We start from the raw sequence: 23,850 nt of genomic DNA on the forward strand, positions 1-23,850 counted from the left end.
CCCGCGCGCTCCGCCGATCACGCCGCCTCGGCCCGCCGTCGTCTCGTCCGTGCCGCCCGCTCACACCGCTCTGAACGCCGCTCGCCCCGCGCGCTTCATATTTGCTCAAGCGTACCGCCGAGGTCTGACAATTTTGCGTTACCGCAGGTCAGAGAGCTGATCAATTACCGCCTGAGTCCGAATCCGCCCCAGATGGTGCCCGCTCTGAAGGTGCAGAACCATGGCCTCCGAAGCGTATCGCCGAGCCTGATCGGCATCCCCGGACTGAAGACAGATCTCGGCGAGCGCGGTCAACGCCGAAGCCTCCAGCAACTTGTACCCGACCGCCCGGGAGATCGACAGCGACTGCAGCGCGGGCACGACATCGCCCAAAGACTGAGCGAGACCGATCAGTGCGGCCGCCTCGCCGTGCCGGTACCCGGTGCGCCGGGCGAGCGTGATGGCACGTTGGAAGTGATCTCGGGCCTCGGGAGAACGGCCGGTCAGCACGAGTACGGAGGCGATGCTGGTGCGGGCGTCGGCCTCCGCGCCGGGGTCGCCGATGTCGAGGGCGATGTCCAGGGCCTCGTGGCCGGTCCGCAGGGCGAGGTCGTAGTGGCCGGCGTCGCGGCACGCCCACGAGAGGTCGTCGAGCATGTACGACGCGTGCGAGCGCGCGCCGTGCTCTTTCAACACCCGCACCGACTCGGTCATGTGCGAGATCGCGGTCTCGACGTCGCCCAGGTCGCGCAGCGGGCCGCCGACCACGCCGAGGTAGAAGCCGATGAAGTACGCCGAGCCGTCCTGCACCGCCAGCTCGTGCGCCTTGCTGTGGAACTCGTACGCCTCGGCCAGTCGGCCCTGCTGCCAGCACGTTGCGCCGAGACCGAAGTAGTTGGACGGCAGCCCGTCGTGCAGGCCGTTCTCGCGGTTCAGATCGATGGCCTCGGTGTAGTACGCCAGCGCGGTGTCCACGTCACCGATCTCGCGGTAGACGTGCCCCAGCGAGTTGAGCACGCGGGCGCGCGCGGTGGGCCACGCGATTCGCAGCGCGGCCTCGCCGTACTCGATGGCCTTCTGGTGCTGGCCGCGGCTCCAGTGCACGTTGCTGAGGTTGTGCAACGCGGTCAGCCGCCCGCGGTCGTCCGGAGCGTGGTCCAGGGCGGCCTGGGCTACGGCGAGCCAGTCGGCGCCGTGCCTGCCCAGTTTGAAGAAGCCGTGCAGGTGGTCGGCCAGCAGCACCTTCACCGAGGGTGGGCTGCAGGCGCTCACCGCGACCAGGTTCGCGCGCTCCGACTCCAGCCACGCGAGTGCGTCCGCGCTGGAGCCGAAGCGGGACGACTCCGGCGCCTCGGAGAGGTGCATGAACTCGGGGCCCGCGAACTTCGCGGCCTGCAAGGTCATCGAGAGGTACCAGTCGTAGAGCCGCTGGCACGCATCGCGGCGGTCCGACGAAGTGTCGTCGGTCTGAGCCCGGTCGTAGGCGTAGAGCCGCAGCAGGTCGTGCAGCCGGTACCGCGAGCCGTGCTGTTCTACGAGATTCGCGGCTACGAGCTCGTCCAGCTGAGCGTCCTCACCGGCGAGGCAGGTGGCGGACTCGGCGGTGAAGTCCAGGCCCGGCACCAGCCCGAGGCGCCGGAACACTCGGCGCAGACCTGGGCGTAGCGCCTTGTACGACAGGTCGAACGCCGATCGCACGGCGACCTGCTCGTCGTCTTCGATCGCGAGTGCGGCCAGCCGGTTCTCCTCGCGCAGCTCCGCGACTACGTCGGCGATCGGCATCAGCGCGGCGTTGGCGGCGGCGATGCGCAGCGCGAGCGGCAGATAGCCGCACAGCCGCGCGAGCTCACGAGCGGCCGCCGGCTCGTCGTCGACGCGTTCGCCGAGCACCTCGCGCAGCAGCGCGACGGCCTCGTCCGGGTCGAGCACGTCGAGGAACAACGGGTGCGCGTCGAGGTCGGCCAGGCGGTTGCGGCTGGTGATCAGCACGAGGCACGACTCGGTGCCGGGCAGCAGCGGGCGCACCTGGTCCGCGTCGGCCGCGTTGTCCAGCAGCACGAGCAGGCGCCGGTCCGACAGCAGCGTCCGGTACAGCGCGGCCTGCTCGTCGAGGCTGATCGGCACGCGTTCGGGTTTGATGCCCAGCGCGCGGAGGAACTGCGTCAGCACCTCCGCGGGACGCAACGGCCGCACGTGCGGGTCGAAGCCGCGGAGGTTCACGTACAGCTGCCCGTCCGGATACCGCTCGGGCAGGCGGTGCGCGAAGTGCAATGCCAGTGCCGTTTTCCCGACGCCGGCGGTGCCGTCGATCGCGGTGATCACCACGGTCTCCGCGCACTCGGCGAGCTCGTTGAGCTGTTTCTCCCGGCCGGTGAAGTCCGGGATCGACGCGGGCAGCTGGTGCGGCACCATCGTCGGCGCCACGGGCTCGGACTCCGCCTGCGCGAGTTCCTCCTGTGCCGCCTGGCGTTCCGCGAGCAACGCCGTGCGAACCGAGTCCCACCACGGGGTTTCGGGCAGACCCGAAAGGGGTGCGCCCTGCCACAGGCCGAGCGCGGAGCGCAGCAGCTGAATGGTGAGCGCCGGATCGTCGCTCGTCCGCGCCTCGGCCAGCAGCCGGCGGAACCGGTGCAGGTCGACGAGTCCGGGATCGATCTCCAGCGAGTACCCGTCACCGACCGTGGCGAGTGTGATGTCACTGGTGTCCGCGAGCGTGCGCCGCAATCGGTGGATCTGCGTGCGCAGGGCGTTCTGCGGCGTGGACGGCTGATCGTCGCCCCACACCGCGGCGAGCAACCGCGGCACGGGCACGGCCCGGCCCGGCTCCAGCAGCAGTGCGGTGAGCAGACAGCGTTGCCGAGTGGTCAGCGGCGTGCCCTGGACATCGACGCTGCCGAGCAACTGGATGTGCACCCTCCCATTCAAACATCAGGGTGACATCGGCTCATTAGGACATTTGGGCGTGCCAACGGGGCTGACGCGGAATAACGTCGAGACCGTGAGCGAGTCTGAGACTGAGCACGGAGCGGCCGTCACGGCCGTCAGCGCGCAGTTCGCCGCCATGCGCGAAGGAGCGCCGGTGCGGCTGGCCAAATCGACGTCGAACCTCTTCCGCTTTCGCGCCGACCAGTCCGGCGGCCTGGAGGTCGCGAAGCTGAACCGGGTGCTGTCGGTGGACCCGGTGGCCCGCACCGCGCAGGTGCAGGGCATGACCACCTATGAAGACCTCGTGGACGCCACGCTGCCGCACGGCCTCATGCCACTCGTGGTGCCACAGCTGAAAACGATTACGCTCGGCGGCGCGGTCGCCGGGCTCGGCATCGAGTCCACGTCATTCCGCAACGGTCTGCCGCACGAGTCCGTTCGGGAGCTGGAGGTCCTCACCGGCGAGGGCCAGGTCGTGGTCGCGAAGCCGGACGACGACCTGTTCCGCGGATTTCCCAACTCATACGGCACACTCGGATACGCGCTGCGACTGGAGATCGAGCTCGAACCGGTCAAACCATTTGTCCGGTTGCGACACCTTCCGTTCGGTTCGGCCGAGGAATGCGCCGCTGTCATCGAGCAGGTGTGCGCCGACGGCTCCGCGGACTTCGTCGACGGAACCGTGTTCTCCCGCAACGAGATGTACCTGACGCTCGGAAACTTCGCCGACATCGGTGGGAAAACCTCCGATTACACGGGCAACCAGATCTACTACCGGTCCATCCAGTCGCGCCGCCACGACAGTCTCACCATCCGGGACTACCTGTGGCGCTGGGACACCGACTGGTTCTGGTGCTCCCGCGCGTTCGGCGCACAGAACCCGGTCGTGCGCAGGCTGTGGCCGAAGCGCTACCTGCGTTCGGACGTGTACCGGCGGCTGGTGGCGCGCTACCGCCGGTTCCGGCCGCCGTCGACCCGCGAGCCGGTGATCCAGGACGTGGAGATCCCCGTGTCGCGGCTAGCGGAGTTCCTCGACTTCTTCCACCGCGAGGTGGGCATCTCGCCGATCTGGCTGTGCCCGGTGCGGTTGCGTTCGACCGACGGGTGGTCGCTCTACCCGATGGATCCTTCGGTGCTGTACGTGAACGTCGGATTCTGGTCGGACGTCGAGTTGCGGCCCGGCGAACGGATGGGCGACCGCAACCGCCTGATCGAGGCTGAAGTGGCCCGGCTGGGTGGCCACAAGTCCCTGTACTCCGACTCCTACTACGAGGAGTCCGACTTCTGGGACAAGTACAACGGACCGGTCTACCGATCGTTGAAGTCGAAGTACGACCCGATGAACCGGCTTCCGGATCTCTACGCGAAGTGTGTGAGGGGGAGATGAGCTCGATGCGGTTGGCGAACATGTTCCAGCGGATCACCGGCGGCGGATCCGACGTCCAGTTCAGCGCCTACGACGGCAGCGAGGCCGGGCCCGCGGACGCGCCCGTCAAGATCGAGGTCCGCACGCCTGAAGCCTTGTCCTATCTGGCTTCCGCACCCGGTGAGCTCGGGCTGGCCCGCGCCTACGTGACCGGGAACCTCGAGATCATCGGCGACGTGCACGGAGCGCTGGCGCAGCTGTCGGAGTTCTCGCTGCGGGAGATCCCCTTCGCGGAACGGTTGGGGCTGCTCAGTTTTCTCGGCAAGGTGCGGCTGAACAACCGGGTCGCGCCCCCGCCCCAGGAGACCCGGCTGCACGGGTTGCGCCACTCGAAGGAACGCGACCGGCAGGCGATCGCGCACCACTACGACGTCTCCAACCAGTTCTACGAGTGGATCCTCGGCCCCTCGATGGCCTACACCTGCGCGGTGTACCCGGCCGCTTCGTCCACTTTGGAGGAGGCACAGTTCGCCAAGCACGACCTCGTCGCGAAGAAGCTCGGGCTGAAGCCCGGCATGCGGCTGCTGGACGTGGGCTGCGGCTGGGGCGGCATGGTCATACACGCCGCCCGTGAGTACGGGGTGCGCGCGATCGGCGTGACGTTGTCGCGCAACCAGGCCGAGTGGGCGCAGAAGGCGATCATCGACGCCGGGCTCTCCGAGCTGGCCGAGGTCCGCCACCTCGACTACCGCGACGTGCGGGAGACCGGGTTCGACGCCGTCAGCTCGATCGGGCTCACCGAGCACATCGGCAAGGCGAAGCTGCCCGCGTACTTCAAGTCGTTGTACGGCAAGCTGAAGCCGGGCGGCCGGCTGCTCAACCACTGCATCACGCGGCCGAACAACCTGCAGCGGGCACGGACCGGTGGCTTCATCGACCGGTACGTGTTCCCGGACGGCGAGCTGGTCGGGCCGGGGCACATCGTGTCGTTGATGCACGACGTCGGGTTCGAGGTGCGGCACGAGGAGAACCTGCGCGAGCACTACGCGCTCACGCTGGCCGCGTGGGGCCGGAACATCGACGCGCACTGGGACGAGGCGGTCCGGGAGGTCGGCGAGGCACGCGCCCGCGTGTGGCGGCTGTACCTCGCCGCCTCCCGGTTGGGCTTCGACCGCAACAACATCCAGCTGCACCAGGTGCTGGGCGTGCGCCTGGACGGCGTGCGCTCGCACATGCCACTGCGGCCGGACTGGCTCTCCTAGGGGGCGGGCACGGGGAAGGCGGCCGGGCTGCGTTTGCCGTCCTTGCCGATGGCGCGCACACCGAAGAACGCGTTGTCCTTGGACAGGTTCACGGTGTGCGCCGTCGTCGCGCCGACCGGGATCCGGTGGGTCCAGTCGGAGGTGTCCGTCGGACGCCACACGACCTCGTACTCGCGGCCCGGCTCGCCGTCCCACACCAGGTCCGTCTCGTTGGTGAGCCGGTTGGTGCGGATGCGCACGTTGCGCGGCGTGCCGGGCCCGCTCGCGAGTGACCACATCACGGCGGCGTTCACCTTGGTGACGCGCAGCAGGTAGGGGAAGTCGCAGAACTGCACGAGGTCGCCGTACTGCACGCCGTTCTCGACGCGCACGTTCTGGTGCTGGTGGGCGTAGTCCTCGTGCGGCTCGGTGAAGCGCGCGGCCGGGAAACCCCGCTCCAGGAACGGAATGTGGTCGCCGCCGCGCAGGTAGCGGTCGCGTCGATGGATGACCTCGACGGTCATGTCCGTGGCCGAGTTGCTCGCGACGTCGGTGACGAACCGGGCGAGCTGCCGGCTGGGCGAGTCGTTCTCGCCGCCGACGGACCGGCGGATCGCGGCCTGTTCCGGCGTCTCCGCCGTCGGGACGCCCTCGGCGAAGAGCCGCAGCACGTTCGTCCTGGACGCGCCGACGATGTCGTTGGTGAACATCGCCTGCAGGTTGCGGCCCTTGAGCTGCTCGGCCAGGTGCGCCGCGCCCAGGAGCCCCTGCTCCTCGCCGGCGACGGCGGCGAAGATGATCGTGGCCTCGAACGTCCGGGTCGCCAGGACCCGCGCCAGCTCCATGACGGCGGCCACGCCGGACGCGTCGTCGTCGGCGCCGGGGGCGTCGCTGGTGAAGTCCATGACGTCGCCGGCGCGGGAGTCGTAGTGGCCCGACACCACGTAGACGCGGTCCGTGGTGCCCGGCAGGGTCGCCAGGACGTTCGTGATGGTCGTGGGGACCGGAACTCTCGGCGTTGGTTGCTGCAGGTAGGACTGGAGCTCGACGGTGAGTCTGCCTCCGTAGCTCTTCAGTTCGTTGAAGATCCAGTCGCGGGCGGCGCCGATGCCGCGCGCCGGGTCCGTCTGGCTGGACAGGGTGTGCCGGGTGCCGAAGCTCGCCAGCTTGCGGACCGTGGCCTCCAGGCGGCGCTGGTCGATTTCGGCGAGCACCCGGCGTAACTCGCGGTCCGGCTGCTGCGGGCGGTTGGGCAGGCCGGGGCCGGTGGGCCAGTCGCGTTCGGCGGCGGTCGCGCTCGTGACGGGGATTGCCGCGACCGCGGGGCTCAGGGCCGCCGCGGTCATGAACTGTCGTCGGTTGGGCATGCCCCTGGTCTAGACCTGGTCGCGACGGCGGGCAAGGGCTTTCCCGGCCCAGCCGCAGTTGGACCGTTGAGGGGAACCGCGAGCCGTCTGATCTCGGTATGAACTATGACGAGGGCACGGGGGGTGCCCAATGACGCCATGGGGGGCTCATGAGACCAAGAGGGTTCATTCAGCGCGCCGTTTTACTGGTGGGAGTCGCGGCGGGCTGTGCGTTGCTGGGGGCGGTGCCGGCGACGGCGCAGCCCGTGACCAGCGGGTCGTGGACGTTCGGCGGGGATCCGGGCGACTACATCAGCGGTGGTCAGGACTACAAGTACTCGCCGCAGAACGGTGACGTGCTGACGGTCGGCGCCAGTGAGGACCGCAACCACATCGGTGTGCGCGTCAGCGGCGTGCAGGGCGACTGGTGGGACGTCGACTTCGCGGCGCCCAGGGGCGAGCCGCTGACGGCGAAGACGTACGAGGGCGCGACGCGGTATCCGTTCCAGGGAGCCGGGCCCGCGCTTTCCCATGGCGGCAACGGGCGCGGCTGCAACACGTTGACCGGCACGTTCACCATCCAGAACGTCGTGTTCGGGCCGCACGGCTACGTCGAGAAGCTCGACGCGACCTACGAACAGCACTGCGAGGGTGGCCCGGCCGCACTACGGGGTGAGATGCACCTTGCCAACGCGCCCGCGCCCGCCGAGCTGGCGCTCGACGCCACCATCGCCGACGAGGGGAAGGCCAATCCGGTCAACGGCAAGGCGATCGTGTCCGGCACGGTGTCGTGCAACGTTCCGGTCAGCGTCACCGTCAGCGGTCAGGTGACCCAGGTGAAGAACAACGTCATCATCCGGGGTGGCTACTGGACCTCCGTGGCCTGCAAGCCAGGCGACCCGGTGCCGTGGACCGCGCAGGCGGAGCCGTCGGGCACCACGCCGTTCCAGAAGGGCAAGGCCGAGGTGCACACGAAGGCCAGTGCACAGGACCCGAACTACAACGTGCCCGTGGCCAAGGAGAGCACGAAGGTCGTAACCCTGAAGAAGGGCACGACGGGACAGTCCACAGAGGAGTGAGGCGGGAGGGGCCGGGGAGCACCCGGCCCCTCTTCGCTAGATGTCCAGGTACACGCGGGAGAACACACCCGAGATGGACTGCGTGACGCCGCCGCTGACCACCGACACCTCGCCGTAGGACATGCTGACGAGCACCACGTGCTGGCCCTTCGGGCACCGCAGCGTCGGCGTGGGCGGGTTGATGGTGAGCGTGCCGGCGACCTGGCCCAGCAGGTCGACCTTGAAGGTGCCCGCGGCGGCGACCGAGCTGACGACCTGCGTCTTCTTCGGGTCGGACGGGAAGTTGCCGCCCTCGTTCTGGCAGGCGTAGACAGCCGTCATCTTCGCGGTCGTCTTCACGGTCACCGTCGTGCCGACGATGAGGCCGCCGATCTTGAAGCTCACCTGCAGCGCCCCGCTGTCCGTCGGGGTGGACGCGGTGGCGCTGAGGAACACCGGGGAGGCCGAGGCCTGCGGCGCCGCGAGAAACGCGAGCAGCGCCGCGCTCAGCACCGTCAGAAATGCACGCATGGGAGAAACCAGCTCTCGTTCGGGGGATCAAGCGGAGTGATCCTAAGGACGAACGGAGCTCCATCCGGGATTTGGTGATCACCGGATCGGTTGTATTTCAGGAAAGGCGGTCGACGATCTTCTGCGCCTGGTTGCCTGGGATAGCGAACCCGATGCCGACGCTGCCCGCCTCGCCGCTGCCGGACGCGGGCGAGTAGATCGCCGAGTTGATCCCGATGAGTTCCCCGTTGGCGTTCACCAGCGGGCCGCCGGAGTTGCCGGGGTTGATCGACGCGTCGGTCTGGATCGCCTGGTACGAAACCGAAGAATGGCGGGTCTCGCCCTGCACGGTCACGGTTCGGTCCAAAGCGGACACGATGCCGGAGGTCACGGTGCCCTGCAGTCCGGACGGCGAGCCGACGGCCACGACGGTGTCGCCCACGCGCACGTTGTCCGAGTCTGCGAACGTGATCGGCGTCAGTCCGCTGACACCGGATGCCTGCAGCACCGCGAGGTCGCTGGACGGGTCGGTGCCGACCACTGAAGCCGCGACGGTCCGGCCGTCGTTGAACGTCACGGTGATCTGGCCGTTGCCACCGGACACCACGTGGTTGTTGGTGAGGATGCGGCCGTCCGCGGACAGCACGACACCGGAGCCGACGGCGCCGGGCAGGTTCACCTGCACCACACTCGGCAGCACCTTCGCCGCGATCGACGACACGTCCACAGTGGACGTGTTCGACGCGGTCTGTGCGGTGACAGCGGGACTGGAAGCCGTGGTCTCGCCCCCGATCAGGGCGCCCGCCACGCCGCCGAACAGGCCGGCGACCAGTGCCGCCGCGGTGACCACACCGGCGGTGCGGCGGCGCCAGAACTTCGGTGCGGGATCCGCGGTCAGCGATCCGCTCATCGCGGGGAAGCTCTTCTCGGTCATGACTCCACTGTGGGCCGCCCAGATGTGAGCAACCTGTGGATTGCCACGGGGGTTTGCTAAGAACCCACCAGCAGGTCGTGGACCTCGGCCGCGGTGAGTGCCGGCCCGAAGAACGGCCCCTGGCCGCCGGAGACGCCGAGTTCGGCGAGGCGGCGCGCCTCGGTCTCGGTGCGGATGTCCTCGGCGTAGCGCGGCACCCGCAGGACCTTCGACCACTCGAGCAGCGCGACCGACGCGCTCTCGTCGACGTGGTTCGCGCCGTCGGCCAGGCCGTGCACGGCGGTGCCGGAGAACTTGACGCCGGTCAGCGGCAACTGGCGGATTTTGTCGACGCCGACGTTGCCGCCGCCCATCTGGTCGAGGACGAGCTGGATGCCGCGCTCGGCGAGGATGGTCAGCTCCTCGATCTGGTCCTCGTTGAGCAACGCGGGCAGGTGCTCGTGCAGCTCGAACCGCAGCAGCGTGGCCGGGAGCCTGGTTTGCTCGAGGACCCGGACGACCTCGGCACCGAGCTCGGGTTCCTGGCACAGCCGGGGTGGCAGGTCGATGCTCAGCACCGGGGTCGACTCACCCAGCTCGGTGAACCACTCGCCCGCCTGGGCACACGCGTGTTCCAGCGCCCAGTGGATCAGGCGCACGATCAGGCCGGTGTCGGCGGAGAGACCGAGGAACTCCTCGGGGCACAGGAGGCCGTATTCCGGGTGGTCCCAGGTCAGCTTCGCCTCGACGGCCAGGACTCTTCGGTCCCGCAACGAGTACACGGGCAGGTAATCGACGCGGAACTGGCCCTCCTCCAGCGCGCCGGGGATGGACGCCGCCAGCGCGAACCGCTCCCTGTCGCGCCGGTCGCGCATCGGGTCGTACAACGCCCACTGCGCCTTGCCGTCGCGCTTGGCCCAGCCGACCGTCACGTCCGCCGCACGCAACAGGTCCGCCGCGTCGCCGCCGCGGGCCGCGCGGGCGACGATGCCGACGCTGGCGGTCACGCCGACGCCGTGGCCGTCGTCGACCCAGACCGGCTCCTCCAGCCGGCTCGTGAACGCGTCCACCAGCGCGATCACGCTGGGCACGTCCACCGGGTCCTTGATCAGCACGCCGAACTCGTCCTCGCCGATGCGCGCGAGCTGGCCCGCGGCACCGAACACCGATCTCAGGTGGTTCGCGACGGTCGTCAGCACGCGGTTGCCCGCGTCGTGGCCGAACGCGTCGTTCACCACGCGGAACCCGTCGATGTCGATCTGGACCAGTGCCAGCGTCTCCGGTCCCTGCGTGCCGACCGCGCTCTCCAGCCAACCGAGGAACTGCGGGCGGTTCGGCAGGCCGGTCTGCACGTCGTTGAGCGACTGCCGGACGAGCTGCGTCTGCAGCGCCCGCACCTCGTCCAGGTTCTCGATCATGGTGACGAAGTAGGCGGGGGTGCCCTTCTCGTCGCGCACCAGCGACACCGCGACCAGCACGGCGATCGTCTCGCCGTCGCTGCGCAGCATCCGCGACTCGGTACGGAAGTGTTCGCCGTCGGAATGGATCAGCCGCTCCGCCAGCTCCCGCGTGGACCGGCGGTCGTCGGGGTGCAGCAGCTCGCGCCCGCTCATCGCCCGCAGGTCGTTCGCGGAGTAGTCGAGCAGGCTCAGCAACGCCTCGTTGAACTCGACGATCTCGCCGTCCAGCCCGCTCACCACGATCGCGACGGGCGACGAGCGGAAGATCGCCCGGAACTTGGCCTCGCTCTCGCGCAGGGCCAGCTCCGCGCGCCGCATCGCGTCCATGGCCGCGGTCCGGCTCATCTCCTGCTGGTCCAGCGTCCGGTCGCGCAGCGCCTCGGTGAACCCGGCCGCCAGCGCCCCGAGCAACGCCGGACGCAGCGGCGTCTGCTCACCGAGGAACCGGATCGACCGCTCCAGCGTGTCCGACGAGATGATGTCGTGCTCCACCATCGAGCGACCGACCTGCCGCGCCGCGGCGAGCTCGTCGGTGAGCAGCGTCTCCACATACTTCGTCAGCAGGTCTTCGACCTGCCGGGGGCTCATGTTGACGAGGAGGTTGTTGGAGATCGCCGCCGCCCAGCGAACGGCGGGCTCTCGGCTGTCGACCATGTTCATTCAGCTCTGGTGGCCATTCCTGGGGACCTTGTGATCCGCTGTACCGGACGTTGTGAAGCGTTCGATACCAGTTCGCGATCGCTCGCCCGCCGGATTCCGCCGAACGAGTGAAAACCGTTTGGTGCACATATACCGAATGTGCGCCGACCATCGAGCTTACTGATCTCGGCCGTCCTGTCCAACCGACCTGGCACTGCCGACCGGGCATCGGCGAAGGATGCCCGGTCGGCGACCGCGTCACGCGATTCGCTTCTCGAACGGCAGGGGCCCGATCGTCAGCGGATCGGCGGACACGTCGAAGAGCGGTGTGTAACCGCTTGCCAGGTACAGGCCGCGTGCTTCCGGCTGCCGCGGCCCGGTCGTGAGGTACAGGCGGCGGTAGCCGAGCTCCTTCGCCTCGCGCTCCAGCTCTGTCAGGACGCGGCGGGCAAGCCCGCGCCTGCGGTGGTGCGCGTGCGTCCAGATCCGTTTGAGCTCGGCCGTGGTCGCGTCGAACCGGCGGAACGCTCCGCCCGCAATCAGTTCCGTGCGGTCGAAGAGGAGCAGGAACGCGCCGTGCGGCGGTGCGAACTCCTCGGGCGGGTGCGCGGTCATCTCGCTCCGGCCCGGTTCGCCGTACCGCGCGGCGTAGTCCTCTGTCAGCGCTTCGATCAGCGGTGCGGCTTCCGGATCCGTTGTGCGGGCCGGCCGGACGTGCAGCACCTGGACAGTCCCGGGCTCACGCGGCGGCGCGGTCGCGCTTGGCGACCTCTTCCCGCACGATCGGGATCACGTGCCGGCCGAAGTCGATCGCGTCGCCGAGCAGGTCGTATCCGCGCGCGGACAGGATCTCGACGCCGAGGTCGTAGTAGTCGAGCAACGCCTGCGCGACGGTCTCCGGTGTGCCCACCAGGGCGTTGGAGTTCCCGGCGCCGCCCGTGGCCGCGGCCGTGGGTGTCCACAGTGCACGGTCGAAGCGCTCACCGCGGTCGGCGACCGCCAGCAGCCGTTGCGAGCCGGTGTTCTGCGGGTTCTTGCGCGCTGGCGTGTGCGCCTTGATCGCGTCGAGCGTGCGGTACGCCTTCTCCCACGCCAGTTCCTCGGTCGGCGCGATGATCGGCCGGAACGCGACCTGGATCTTCGGCACGTCCGTGCGCCCGGCGAGACGGGCGGCCTCGCGGACCGACGAGATCTGCTGCGCGGTCTCCTCCAGCGGTTCGCCCCACAGGCAGAAGATGTCCGCCTCGGCACCGCCCGCCGCGTACGCCGCAGGCGACGATCCGCCGAACGACACGCGCGGACGTGGTTGCTGGACAGGAAAAACATCGCTGACGAAGTCGGCGAACCGGTAGTGCTCGCCGTCGTGGGAGAACCGTTCGCGCGAGGTCCACGCCTTCTTGACGATCTGGATGTACTCCCGCGTGCGGCCGTACCGCTCGTCCTTGGTCAGGTAGTCGCCCTCGCGCTGCTGCTCCTGATCCGTGCCGCCGGTGATGAAGTGCACCGTGATCCGGCCGTCGCTGATCTGGTCGAGCGTGGCGAACGTCTTGGCGGCGAACGTCGGGTACGAGACGTTCGGCCGATGGGCCAGCAGAATCTGCAGTTTGTCCAGTTTGGCGGCGAGATACGCGGCCGCCGCGGCGGGTTCCGGCGCGCCCGAGTGGTAGGCGAACAGCACCCGGTCCCAGCCGTGGTCCTCGTGCGCGCGGGCGAGCCGCACCGTGTAGTCCTTGTCGAACGAACCGCCCGAACGCGCCGTCGTCTCCGACCCGTTGTTCGTGGCGGCGATCCCCAGAAACTCGACCGGCATGTCCCCCATGGCACTCCTGGCGGAGCGGGACCGTCAACGGCGTCCACCTGTCGGGATCGCTTGCCAGTCAGGGGAATTTCGTGCGGTGATCGACGTATGGGGGTGCTGGTTGTCGTCGGAGGCGGGCCGCGGGCCGCCGGGTTGATCGAGCGCATCGGCGCGAACGCCTCGCTGTTCGACGGACCACTGGAGATCCACGTCGTCGACCCGTTCCCCGCGGGCGCGGGCCGCGTGTGGCGGCACGAGCAGTCGCCGTTGCTGCGGATGAACTCGATGGCCGAGGACGTCACGATGTTCACCGACGAGAGCTTCGCCGGCGACGGACCGGTCGTGCCCGGACCGTCGCTCGCCGAGTGGAACCCCGGCCTCGAGCCGACCTCGTTCCCCAGCAGGCAGGTGCAGAGCGCGTACCTGGCGTGGTTCTTCGAGCACGTCGTGAACTCCTTGCCGGACAACATCTCCGTGCGAGTCCATCGCAACCGCGCGGTGCGCCTGTCCGGCCGCAGGGTGTGCCTCGACGACGGATTCCACCTCGACGCCGACGTCGTCGTGCTCGCGCTGGGGCACCTCGACGCGGAGATCGAACCCGAGCACCGCGAACTGCTGGACCACGCATGGCGGCACGGGCTGTTCTACCTGCCGCCCGCGTACTCCGCGGACGCCGACCTGTCCGCGGTGTCCGGCGACGTGGTGCTGCGCGGGTTCGGCCTCGCGTTCATCGACCTGATGGTGCTGCTGACCGAAGGTCGCGGCGGCCGGTTCGTCGATGGCCGGTACATCCCGTCCGGGCGGGAACCACGGATCCACGTCGGATCGCGGCGTGGCGTGCCGTACCACTCCAAGACGGGATACCGGCTCCAAGGTGCCCGGCCCGACCTGCCGAGGTTCTTCGCCGCCGACGTCGTGGAGCCGTTGCTGACCAAGCGGCTCGACTTCCGGGCGCACGTGTGGCCGTTGCTGGCCAAGGAGATCGCGTGGGGTTACTACCACGAACTCTTCACCGGTCACCCCGAACACGTGGACCTGGAGCTGGACGAGTTCGTTGCGGCGTACGCGAAGTTCGACTGGTACAGCGACGAGATGCGCGCGTTGATCGAACGCGCGGTGCCCGATCCCGGCGACCGGATCGACTTCGAGCGGCTCGACCGGCCGTTGGACGGGCTCACCTTTTCTTCCGGAGACGACTTCCAGTCGTACCTGCGTGACTACGTGCGCGCGGACATCGACCGCCGCTCGGATCCCCGGCACAGTGCGGATCTCGGCGCGTTCATGGCGCTGCTGTCGGTCTTCGGCCAGCTGCCGCGGGTGGTGCCGTGCCTGGAGCCGGCGTCGCGGCTGCGGGACGCCGACGGCTGGTGGTACGGGTTCTTCAGCTATCTGGCCTCCGGGCCGCCGCCGGACCGCCTGGAGCAGCTGCTCGCGCTCTCGGAAGCCGGTGTCGTCCGGTTCCTGGGCGCGGACATGTGGGTCGAGGCGGTCGACGGCGGGTTCCTCGCGGGCAGCGCGACCACGCCGGACGTCGTGCGCGCGTCCGGGCTCATCGAGGCGCGGCTGCCCGTGCACAGCCTGTCCCGCACCGAGGATCCGGTGCTGCGTGGTCTGCACGCGGCCGGCGAGATCGTCGAGGAGGTCCTCGACGACGGTGTCACGACCGGGCTGGTCCGCGTCTCCGCGGAGGGCAGGTTGATCGACTCGGCCGGCCGCGAGGACCCGTTTCGCTTCGCGCTCGGGCCTTACACGACCGGGCGCGCCTTCGCGGCGTTCGCCCGGCCGCGCACGAACGCGCCCGCGTTCCGGCAGAACGACGTCATCGCACGGGCGATACTGTGTCAATTGGGGCGGGCACCAGCGCCCTGAGGGCGTCGGCGTCGAGCAGCTCGACCAGCTGTGCGGTGAGCTCCACGGGTGACACAGTGAGCGCGGACTCGTTGAGGAAAATGCCTTGTCCCGCAACGCGTCCGCCGAGCTCGACCAGCAGCGGCCGCAGGTGCAGCTCGACCGCGAGCGCGTGCCGGTCGGACGCGGCGACCTGCAGCGGCACGACGACCTTGCCGCGCAACCAGCCCGATGGCGCCTGGTCCAGCACGGCCTTGAGCAGACCCGTGTACGTGGCCTTGTAGGTGGGGGAGGCGACGATCAGGACGTCGGTCCGGCCCAGTTCCTCCAGTACGGCCCGCACCCTCTCGCCGCCGGGTGCGAACACCTCCTGGGCGAACTCGGCCGCGTCGACGAGCGGACCATCACCGGGAACGTCGAGCACCTGGCGCACGGCGTCGCGCAACGCGAGCGCCGCGTGCCAGGTGCGGGAAGCGGGACGCGGGTTGCCGACCAGCACACCGATCTGAGTCATGGGCCCAGGACATCGGCCGCCGCGGGAAGCGTCAACCCGCGTCCACCACGCGGGAGCTATTGCGTCCTGATCCAGGCCCGTGCGGCCGAGACCTTGGCGTACACCGCGGGCACGTTCGGCGTCGCGCACTTCTCCGGGCCGAACGAAACGACGCCGACGAGCTTGCCGCCCGCGATGAACGGACCGCCCGAGTCGCCGCGGCACGAGTCGTGCTTGCCCGTGTTGTCGCCCGCGCAGATCATCACCTTCGCGTCGTAGAGGTCGACGCCACCGGTGTCCTTGCCGTAGTAGTCGCGGCACGGCCTGTCCGGCTGGACCGGCACGGTCGTCTTCATCAGCAGCGGCGAGTCCGGGTTGTCGTTGACCGTGCGGCCCCAGCCGAGCACGGTGAGCCGCTTGCCGACGGCGTGCAGCCCGGAGTCCTTGGTGGTGGCCAGGGGAATGGCCTGGAACGACAGCTTGCGGTCCAGCGTCAGCACGGCGAAGTCGTTGGCGAAGCCGTCCCATTTCGGGTGCAGCGCGACCTTCGTGACCTTGGCCAGGACGCCGGCGTTCGTGCGTTCGTCGTCGCGACCGGCGACGACGTTGATGTCCGCGGGCGGGGTCGGGTTGCCCTCGTCGTCGTCCGCACAGTGGGCCGCGGTGAGGATCTTGTTCGGGGCGATGACGCTGCCGCCGCAGAAGTTGGTCTTGACGCCCGGCCGGACCAGGAAGACGGCGAACGGGTAGTCCTTTGTGGACGCTGTTGTCCCGCCGATGATCTGGGCCGAGACGTCGTCGGCGACGGCCGTGCCGTTCACGGTGAACAGCACGGCCGCCGCCAGCAGGGTTCCGGTGAGTAAGCGCATGCCGCCTACACGTGAGAGCCCTCTCATGAAGTTCAGCGATGTATCTCTTGGTTCACCCAGTTGTTGATGGCGTTGGTGCGCGTGTAGATTGCCGGCGCGTTCGGGCGGGCGCAGCCCTGTCCGGCCTTGACCAGACCGATCAGCTTGCCGTTCTCGACGAACGGGCCGCCCGAGTCGCCCTGGCATGCGTCGATGCCGCCGGCCATGACGGCGGCGCAGGTCATCGACTTCGTCTGGTAGACGTCCACGCCGTCCTCGAACTTGCCCCAGAACTTCCGGCAGTCGTTGTCCGGGAGGATCGGGATCCGCGCCTTGAGCAGGAACCGTGACGAGCTTCCGCCCTCGGTGGTGTCGCCCCAGCCCAGCACGGTGGCCTTCTTACCCGGCTGGTAGAGCCCGGAGTCGAGCGGTCCGGCCAGCGAGATCGGCTTCTGCGGCAGCCTGCGGTCCAGCGTCAGCACGGCGGCGTCGAAGAACCAGCCGTCCCACTTCGGGTGCAGCACGATCTTGGTGACCCCGGCGACCACGCCATCGCCGGTGTCCTTGTCGTCGCGGCCGGCGACGACCTGGATCGACGACGGCGGCACCGGCTTGGGGCCCGTCTCGCCCTCGTCGACGCAGTGCGCGGCGGTGAGGATTTTGTTCGGGGCGATGATGCTGCCGCCGCAGAAGCTCGACTTCTTTCCGGTTTTCGCGAGGAACACGGTGAACGGGAAGTCCTTTGTAGACGCCCGGCTGCCGCCGACGACCTGGGTCGAGACGTCACCGGGGTCCGCCGCGGCCGTGCCCGTCAGTGTGACGAGCGCGGCCGCGACCGCGATTCCAGCCCGTAAGAGCATGGGTTGTTCCTTTCGCAAGCAAACAGTTGGATGCGAAAGGCACGTGACTTTCGTTATCTCAGTTCAGCTCACGTCTTGACTGGCGGCCCGGCCCGCCACGCGACCCGAGAACAGGCAGCCGCCGAGGAAGGTTCCTTCCAGCGCCCGGTATCCGTGCACGCCGCCGCCACCGAACCCGGCGGCCTCGCCCGCGGCGTAGAGACCGGCGATCGGCTTCCCGTCGTGGCCGAGCACGCGCGAGGACAGGTCGGTGTGCAGTCCGCCGAGCGTCTTGCGGGTGATCACGGACAGCCGCACGGCGATCAGCGGCCCGGCCTTCGGGTCGAGGATGCGGTGCGGTTCGACGACGCGGATCAGCTTGTCCGTCAGGAAATGCCGCGCCTCGCGGATCGCGTTGACCTGCATGTCCTTGCCGAGTCCCGCGGTGACCTGGCGGTCGCGTTCGACGATGAGCTTCTCGAGCGCGGCGGCGTCGATCCGGTCGTCGCCGGTGAGCTCGTTCATCTTCTTCCCGAGCTCGGTGACGCTGGTCGCCTCGATGAACTCCTTGCTGCGCTTGGCGAACTCCTCGACCGGCGCGACGGCGCCCGGCAGCGCGCGCTTGAGCACCGCCTTGGTGTCCTTGCCGGTGAGGTCCGGGTTCTGCTCGGACCCCGACAGCGCGAACTCCTTGCCGATGATCCGCTTGTTGAGGATGAACCAGGAGTACTCGTGGTTGTGCGTCGTGATGTGCTGCAACGCGCCCAGTGCGTCGAAGCCGGGGAACAGCGGGATCGGCAGGCGCTTGCCGTCGGCGTCGAGCCAGAGGGGCGAGGGGCCGGGCAGGATCCGGATGCCGTGCCTGCTCCAGATCGGCGCGTAGTTCGCGATGCCTTCGGGGTAGTGCCACATGCGGTCGGCGTTGATGATCTCGCCGCCGGCCTTGTTCGTCACCTCGAGCATGAGCCCGTCGACGTGGTCCGGGACGCCCGACAGCATGTGCTTCGGCGGCGTCCCCATGCTCTTGGGCCAGTTGCGGCGCACCAGGTCGTGGTTCGCGCCGATGCCGCCGGACGTGACGATCACGGCCTGTGCGGTGAGGTTGAAGTCGCTCTTCACCTGGCGGGAGCTCGGCTCGCCCCGTTGTGCCGTGCTGTCCTCGAGGATCTCGCCGCTGACGCCGTCGACCTTGCCCTCGGTCGTGGTGATCTCGGTGACGCGGTGCCGGAACTTGAGGGTGACCAGTCCCTTGGCCACCGCCTCGCGCACCCGTCGTTCGAACGGCTCGACGACGCCGGGCCCGGTGCCCCACGTGACGTGGAAGCGGGGCACGGAGTTGCCGTGCCCGTCGGCGAGGTAGCCGCCGCGTTCCGCCCACTGCACGAACGGGAACCAGCGCACCCCCATGCCGTGCAGCCAGGCGCGTTTCTCGCCGCTGGCGAAGTCGACGTAGGCCTCCGCCCACCGGCGCGGCCAGTGGTCGCATTCCCGGTCGAAGGCGGCGCTGCCCAGCCAGTCCTGCAACGCCAGGTCGTGCGAGTCCTTGACCCGCAGCCTGCGCTGCTCGGGTGTGTCGACCATGAAAAGGCCGCCGAACGACCAGAACGCCTGGCCGCCGAGCGACGCCTCGGGCTCCTGGTCGAGCAGGATCACCTTGCGGCCCGCGTCCGCGAGCTCTGCGGTGGCGACGAGGCCTGCCAGGCCTGCGCCGACGACGATGACATCCGCGTCATGTGCCATCGGCCGAGTCTAGATCCACCGCTGGTCACGCACGAGACCTGAATAGGTTTCAGATTTGTCGCGAGCGTGAACGGACAAGTCAGAGGTGCTGAGTGGGCGACACCAGCACCGCCTGAGGTGCGAAGTCGTCGGGCTCGAACGTACGGCTCGGGGGTCCGGAACGTACGACACACGGGGTGGGAACGTAAGACACGCGCCCGCCTGGTTGTGGGGCGCCGTCGGCCGGGACCGGAGAGGGGGGAGACCGGTTCGGCCGACGGCTGGCTGCCCTCGGGCGAGCGGGGTGCTCAGTGGGGCGCGCTGGCTGGGGGTCCAGCGGTTCCCGGCACCGGGCTCCAGCTCCGAGGGCAACCACTAGTTGAACGCGCAACGAGGCGAGAGTGTTCCGCCCAAATTCGGGTATTCGCCGGATTGTGACCCAAGACATGCCCACGCTGCGCACGCTGGACGACCTGGCGGCACTCGTCGAGGGCCGCGAGGACCTCTATGTGCGCTGGTCGAAGGGGCCGGACGAGGACGCGGCCGAGGCCAGCAAGGACGCGCTGACCGGCGTCGAGCTGCCCGGCCTCTCGGCCAACCCGCTGGCCGTCGAACCGTGGTGGGAGGACCGGCCCGTGCGGCTCTGGGTGGCGCGGCGCCTCTACGACTACCGCCACCTGCGGGAACTGCGCGGCCCGGACGTCCGCGCCTGGGTGCTGGCCGGCCGGGAGCAGGGCCGCGGCCCGGACAACGAACCGCTCGTGACCTGCGACGAGGCCGTCGCCTGGATCGCGGACGAGGCGCTCGCCGAGTGCGAGCAACTGGTCGGTGACTGGGGACCGCTCAGTCGGTGAGCTCGGCCAGCTTGCGGGTGGCGGTGGCGTGGGCCTTCGCCGCCGTCTTGACCTGGCGTTTGGCCTCCTCCAGCTGCTCCAGCGCGCGGTCGTGGGCCCGTTTGGCCGCGCTCTCGCCCAGCTTGGCCTCGCGCAACGCCTCCTCGGCCTCCTCTACCGCCGCCGTGGCCTCGGCGATCTTGCGCTCCTGGCGCTCACGGCGTTTGCGCGCCAGGGCGTCCTCGCCGGCCGGTGGGGCGGGGGCCGCGAACACCTCCGCCGCGCCGAAACCGGAGTACTCCAGGCCCTTGGTGAGCCGTCCCGCCCGCACCTGGTCGGCGAGCTCCGGCTCGGCCATCGCGGCACCCAGGGTCGACCGCACCTGTTCCAGCGCGGCGTCCGCGAGCGGGCCCGTCAGCTCCAACGTCCGGTAGGTCAACGTCTCCAGCAACTGCTTGCGGCGCTTGCCCAGCTCCCGCATGTCCAGCCCCGCCTGGCTCAGGCCGAGCGCCTCCACGAGCTCCTTGGGGTTGTCACGCGCGAGCAGGTTGACCGCCCACGCGCCCACGGTCGGCTTGCGCAGATCGGTGATCGCCTTCGCGAGATCCTTGTCCTTCGCCTCGCGGGCGCGCTGGTTTCTGACCGCGGTGAAGTCCTTGGGCGTCAGCCCGTAGAGCTCGTTGGCGACCGAATCCAGGTCCATGCGCGCAAATTATCGTGTCCGAACGTTTCCGGCATGCTTCGATGACGCCGATGTTGGTGGAACTCGCTGTCGGTGACGCATACGGCGCGTGCTTCGAGTACGCGCCCGCGAAGTTCGTCGCCGAGCACAACACGTTGCGCGGCTACGTGCCGCACCCGACGCACCTGGAAATCACCCCCGGCGCGTACACCGACGACACCCAGATGACGCTCGCGATCGCCGAGCTCCTCGCCGAACGGGCCGACTGGACACCGCGCACCCTCGCCGACCGGTTCGTCGAGGTCTTTCACCGCGACCCACGCGCGGGCTACGCGGGAAGGTTCCACGCCTTTCTCCAGGAAACCACCAGCGGGACCGAGTTTCTGCGCAGGATCCGCCCGGACAGCGACAAGAGCGGCGCCGCGATGCGCGCCGCCCCGATCGGCCTGCTGCCCACCACCGCGGAAGTCCTCGAACACGCGGCGGTCCAGGCCCGCGTCACCCATGACACGCCATCGGGAATCGCGAGCGCTCAGGCCGCCGCGCTCGCCGTGCACTACTGCCACCGGAAACTCGGCCCGGTCGGCGAAACCGCCGGGTGGGTGGCGGAACTGCTCGGCCGCGAGTGGGCCGAGCCGTGGCGCGGCAAGGTCGGCTCGAAGGGCTGGATGAGCGTCCGGGCCGCGCTGACCGCGCTCACCACGTCCACGAAGCTCAGCGAGATGCTCAAGACGTGCGTCGCCTTCACCGGCGACGTCGACACGGTGGCCACGATCGCCCTCGCCGCCGCCTCCAGGTCCGCGGAGATCGAGCAGGATCTGCCGCGGAACCTGGTGGACGGCTTGGAGGACGGGCCCTACGGACGCCAGTACCTCGAAGCGCTCGACGCCCGGCTCAGTGCGGCGTGAGCACCGCCATCGGGATCTCCCGCTCGACCTTCGCCTGGTAGTTCGCGAAGAACGGCGCGCGGCCGACCAGCTTGTCCCACAGCACCTTGTGCTGCTCGGGGTCGGCGACGTGCACGTCGACGTCGATCTTCCGGTCCCCGACCTCGATCACGGCGTGCTCGGCGCGGCGCACGTTGCGGAACCACTGCGGCTCCACCGGCTGGCCACCCGCCGATCCGGTCACGACGTAACCCCCGGCGTCCTCGAAATAGGAGACCGGAGTCGTGTGCTCCGCTCCCGTCTTCCGGCCCTTCACCGTGAGCAGCAGCACCGGGACGCCCCGGATCTTGCCCATCACGCGGCCTTTCGAGGCCCGGTACAGCCACACGTTGAGCGCGGTCATGGCCCGCCAGACCGCTTTCCCTACTGCCATCGCGCCCTCCTCAGCTGGGACGACGCGTTAATTGTGCTCCTGAACGCCGCGGTCAGCCGAGCCAGCGGACCATGTCGAACACGAGATCGGGCCCGTCCTGCTCGCCGACCTTCTGCCTGAGCTTCAGCCACACGACGTTGTCGCGCGTCGTCACCACGCAGAACGCCTTACCCACGGTGAGGTCTTCCTTCATGACCCTCGCGAGCGCCTTGCTCTGGGCCGCGCGCTGACAGTCCTCGCCCGACGCGGGCTCGGTCTCGGGGCCCACGCCCAGCGAGGTGAAGTCGTAGTGGCTGAGGCTGCCGGTGTAGCCGCAGGACTCGTACATCACGTCGCTGTCGCCGGTCTTCTCCGTCATCTTGGGGACGTCGAGGTCGACCCACGTGTAGCAGGACGGGAACGGTACCCGCAGCTCCGTGACGGCTTCCTTGTGGAACCGCGAGGAAGCCGTCGTCGGAGCAGCGGAGGTGGGCGTGGAAGCACCACCGGTCGTTGTCGCCTGCGCCGTCGTCTGCACCGTTGTGGTGGTCGCCGTCGAAGCGGGCTTGTCGGCCATGCACTTCGTCAGCGTCACCGTGAGGATCGTCGTGATCACCCCGAGCGCGCCCGCCGTCAACCAGAACGTCTTGACCGCGCTGTGCTGCTTGGTCGTGCCGGGTGGCTGGTACGCCACAGCTCTCCCCCTGTCGCCTGAGATAGCGACAGATTTTTCCGGTATGGCCGCAACGATGACAACGAAGTTGCTCCGTTCACACGAACGGAGCAGTCACGGCCGGCTGGGACCCCAACCCGCGCCCGTGCGCTCGATGGCCTCGGCGATCTCGGAGATGTCCTCGGCGGACAGCTCCAGCGACGCCGCCGGCAGCCAGCCGTCGATCTGCGCCGGCCGCCGCGCGCCGACGATCGCGGCCGTCACGCCGGGCCACGCGAGGGTCCACGCCACGGCGACGGCAGCGACCGGCACGTCGTGGCGAAGCGCGATCGGCTCCAGTGCCGCGGCCAGTTCGAGGTTCGCCGCGAGGCCCGTGGAGAAGTCGGGCGACTGACGCCGCCAGTCGTTCTCCGGCAGCGATGCCACTCGCGCAGCCGAGAACGCGCCGGTGAGCAGCCCGGACTGCATGGGGGAGTAGACGATCACACCGGTGTCGTGCTCGGCGCACCACGCGATCTCCGGCGCGTTCTTGCGCTGGATCGCGGAGAACGGCGGCTGCAGCGAGTCGACGTGCGAGACCTTCTCCGCCAGGTCGAGCGCCGGAACGTCGTGATTGGACAGACCGATGTAGCGGACCTTGCCGGACGCCTTGAGGTCCGCGAGCGTCTGCCAGTACTCCTCGATCGGCGTGCCGTCGTCCGTCGGCCAGTGCACCTGGTAGAGGTCGATCGTCTCGACGTTCAGCCGGCGCAACGAGTCCTCCACCTCGCGGCGGACCGACGACGGCGCCATCACGCGGGCCGGTGGCTTGGCCGTGGGCGACTCGGCGTCCCAAACGAGACCGCACTTCGTGAACACGAAAGGACGATCGGCGTCGGACAAGCCCGACAAAGCACGCGCGACGACTTCCTCGGAATGCCCGAGCCCGTAGACGGCCGCGGTGTCGATCCAGTTCACGCCTTGCTCGATCGAGTAACGGATCGCGGCGATCGACTCGGCGTCGTCCTGCTCACCCCAGCCGTAGGCCCAGTCCCCGCCGCCGACGGCCCAGGCGCCGAACCCGACGCGGGTGATGTGCAGATCCGTGTTGCCGAGGCGGTTGGTGGGCAGGGACACTTCGCGCTCCTTTGCGCTCGAGGCTGTGGTGCCCAGCCTCGTCGCGCGAGCCCGTTCGTGTCCAACACAAATAACTGCTCGGACCGAGCAGTGGTGGCGATCAATGCATCGGCGGTAGTGTCGAATTCGTTACCCGGCAAGCATGTTCACCGTTAACAGCGGTTGACATTCCCGCCCATCAGCTCTTGACTGGATGGTAGTTGCGCGTTCCACGGAAACGCAGCATATTCTTGCGTGTCAAACAAGACGCTGAACAGTCCAATGT

Annotated in this window: 21 protein-coding genes; 6 read left to right on the plus strand and 15 right to left on the minus strand. The window is 69.1% G+C overall.

Annotation, left to right across the window (positions count from 1 at the left end; genetic code table 11):
* Window positions 1–138 precede the first annotated feature (138 nt).
* Window positions 139–2,892: an ATP-binding protein gene (locus QSK35_RS10530; protein ID WP_285744711.1), complete on the minus strand. Its 2,754-nt coding sequence runs from the start codon at window positions 2,890–2,892 to the stop codon at window positions 139–141.
* Between the two features lie 148 nt (window positions 2,893–3,040).
* On the opposite strand from QSK35_RS10530, the gene QSK35_RS10535 reads away from it, so the two are divergent.
* Entirely contained in the window at window positions 3,041–4,291 is a 1,251-nt protein-coding gene (locus tag QSK35_RS10535; protein ID WP_285745289.1) for an FAD-binding oxidoreductase, read from the plus strand.
* Between the two features lie 5 nt (window positions 4,292–4,296).
* Window positions 4,297–5,532 carry an SAM-dependent methyltransferase gene (locus QSK35_RS10540; protein WP_285744713.1) on the plus strand — a complete coding sequence of 412 codons (1,236 nt, stop codon included), beginning with the start codon at window positions 4,297–4,299 and terminating at the stop codon, window positions 5,530–5,532.
* Here the strand turns inward: QSK35_RS10540 and QSK35_RS10545 are convergent.
* Window positions 5,529–6,878, minus strand: coding sequence for a M28 family metallopeptidase (locus QSK35_RS10545; RefSeq protein WP_285744715.1), 1,350 nt, complete (start codon window positions 6,876–6,878; stop codon window positions 5,529–5,531). The two genes, QSK35_RS10540 and QSK35_RS10545, sit on opposite strands and share 4 nt — an antisense overlap.
* 188 nt (window positions 6,879–7,066) lie before the next feature.
* Between QSK35_RS10545 and QSK35_RS10550 the strand changes: the two genes are divergently transcribed.
* A complete protein-coding gene (locus QSK35_RS10550) occupies window positions 7,067–7,936 on the plus strand; it encodes a hypothetical protein (RefSeq protein WP_285744717.1) in 870 nt (289 codons plus the stop codon).
* Between the two features lie 36 nt (window positions 7,937–7,972).
* Here QSK35_RS10550 and QSK35_RS10555 read toward each other — a convergent pair whose 3' ends face one another.
* From QSK35_RS10555 to QSK35_RS10575, 5 genes are all read right to left on the minus strand, one after another.
* Entirely contained in the window at window positions 7,973–8,446 is a 474-nt protein-coding gene (locus QSK35_RS10555) for a hypothetical protein (protein WP_285744719.1), read from the minus strand.
* 97 nt (window positions 8,447–8,543) lie between these two features.
* Window positions 8,544–9,359 carry a S1C family serine protease gene (locus QSK35_RS10560; RefSeq protein WP_285744721.1) on the minus strand — a complete coding sequence of 272 codons (816 nt, stop codon included), beginning with the start codon at window positions 9,357–9,359 and terminating at the stop codon, window positions 8,544–8,546.
* A gap of 56 nt (window positions 9,360–9,415) precedes the next feature.
* Entirely contained in the window at window positions 9,416–11,452 is a 2,037-nt protein-coding gene (locus tag QSK35_RS10565) for a putative bifunctional diguanylate cyclase/phosphodiesterase (protein ID WP_285744723.1), read from the minus strand.
* Between the two features lie 243 nt (window positions 11,453–11,695).
* Entirely contained in the window at window positions 11,696–12,160 is a 465-nt protein-coding gene (locus tag QSK35_RS10570; protein WP_285744724.1) for a GNAT family N-acetyltransferase, read from the minus strand.
* A gap of 16 nt (window positions 12,161–12,176) precedes the next feature.
* On the minus strand, window positions 12,177–13,247 hold the full coding sequence (locus QSK35_RS10575; protein WP_285745290.1) for an LLM class flavin-dependent oxidoreductase: 1,071 nt from the start codon (window positions 13,245–13,247) through the stop codon (window positions 12,177–12,179).
* A gap of 96 nt (window positions 13,248–13,343) precedes the next feature.
* Here QSK35_RS10575 and QSK35_RS10580 point away from each other — a divergent pair, with 96 nt between their 5' ends.
* Window positions 13,344–15,104 carry an FAD/NAD(P)-binding protein gene (locus QSK35_RS10580; RefSeq protein ID WP_285744726.1) on the plus strand — a complete coding sequence of 587 codons (1,761 nt, stop codon included), beginning with the start codon at window positions 13,344–13,346 and terminating at the stop codon, window positions 15,102–15,104.
* Here the strand turns inward: QSK35_RS10580 and QSK35_RS10585 are convergent.
* The 4 genes from QSK35_RS10585 to QSK35_RS10600 form a co-directional block, all read right to left on the minus strand.
* Window positions 15,055–15,597, minus strand: a complete 543-nt coding sequence (locus QSK35_RS10585; protein WP_285744728.1) for an NADPH-dependent FMN reductase — start codon at window positions 15,595–15,597, stop codon at window positions 15,055–15,057. The two genes, QSK35_RS10580 and QSK35_RS10585, sit on opposite strands and share 50 nt — an antisense overlap.
* A gap of 56 nt (window positions 15,598–15,653) precedes the next feature.
* Window positions 15,654–16,445, minus strand: a complete 792-nt coding sequence (locus QSK35_RS10590; RefSeq protein ID WP_285744730.1) for a S1 family peptidase — start codon at window positions 16,443–16,445, stop codon at window positions 15,654–15,656.
* A gap of 32 nt (window positions 16,446–16,477) precedes the next feature.
* Window positions 16,478–17,284: a S1 family peptidase gene (locus QSK35_RS10595; RefSeq protein WP_285744732.1), complete on the minus strand. Its 807-nt coding sequence runs from the start codon at window positions 17,282–17,284 to the stop codon at window positions 16,478–16,480.
* Between the two features lie 63 nt (window positions 17,285–17,347).
* The gene (locus QSK35_RS10600) at window positions 17,348–19,003 is read right to left on the minus strand and encodes an FAD-binding dehydrogenase (protein ID WP_285744734.1); all 1,656 of its coding nucleotides are present in this window, start codon (window positions 19,001–19,003) and stop codon (window positions 17,348–17,350) included.
* Between the two features lie 413 nt (window positions 19,004–19,416).
* Between QSK35_RS10600 and QSK35_RS10605 the strand changes: the two genes are divergently transcribed.
* Complete coding sequence (locus QSK35_RS10605) at window positions 19,417–19,836, plus strand: DUF6098 family protein (protein ID WP_285744736.1); 420 nt, start codon at window positions 19,417–19,419, stop codon at window positions 19,834–19,836.
* Here QSK35_RS10605 and QSK35_RS10610 read toward each other — a convergent pair.
* Window positions 19,826–20,518 carry a hypothetical protein gene (locus tag QSK35_RS10610; protein WP_285744738.1) on the minus strand — a complete coding sequence of 231 codons (693 nt, stop codon included), beginning with the start codon at window positions 20,516–20,518 and terminating at the stop codon, window positions 19,826–19,828. The genes QSK35_RS10605 and QSK35_RS10610 overlap by 11 nt on opposite strands.
* A 50-nt stretch (window positions 20,519–20,568) precedes the next feature.
* Between QSK35_RS10610 and QSK35_RS10615 the strand changes: the two genes are divergently transcribed.
* Window positions 20,569–21,405: an ADP-ribosylglycohydrolase family protein gene (locus QSK35_RS10615; protein ID WP_285744740.1), complete on the plus strand. Its 837-nt coding sequence runs from the start codon at window positions 20,569–20,571 to the stop codon at window positions 21,403–21,405.
* Here QSK35_RS10615 and QSK35_RS10620 read toward each other — a convergent pair.
* From QSK35_RS10620 to QSK35_RS10630, 3 genes are all read right to left on the minus strand, one after another.
* Window positions 21,392–21,817, minus strand: coding sequence for a nitroreductase/quinone reductase family protein (locus QSK35_RS10620; protein ID WP_285744742.1), 426 nt, complete (start codon window positions 21,815–21,817; stop codon window positions 21,392–21,394). The two genes, QSK35_RS10615 and QSK35_RS10620, sit on opposite strands and share 14 nt — an antisense overlap.
* Before the next feature lie 52 nt (window positions 21,818–21,869).
* The gene (locus tag QSK35_RS10625; RefSeq protein ID WP_285744744.1) at window positions 21,870–22,490 is read right to left on the minus strand and encodes a hypothetical protein; all 621 of its coding nucleotides are present in this window, start codon (window positions 22,488–22,490) and stop codon (window positions 21,870–21,872) included.
* A 93-nt stretch (window positions 22,491–22,583) separates the two neighbouring features.
* Window positions 22,584–23,585 (minus strand): aldo/keto reductase, encoded by a 1,002-nt coding sequence (locus tag QSK35_RS10630; RefSeq protein ID WP_285744746.1) that lies wholly within the window; start codon window positions 23,583–23,585, stop codon window positions 22,584–22,586.
* Window positions 23,586–23,850 lie beyond the last annotated feature (265 nt).

The sequence above is a fragment of the Lentzea sp. NBRC 105346 genome (genome assembly GCF_030269605.1).
Classification (GTDB): domain Bacteria; phylum Actinomycetota; class Actinomycetes; order Mycobacteriales; family Pseudonocardiaceae; genus Lentzea.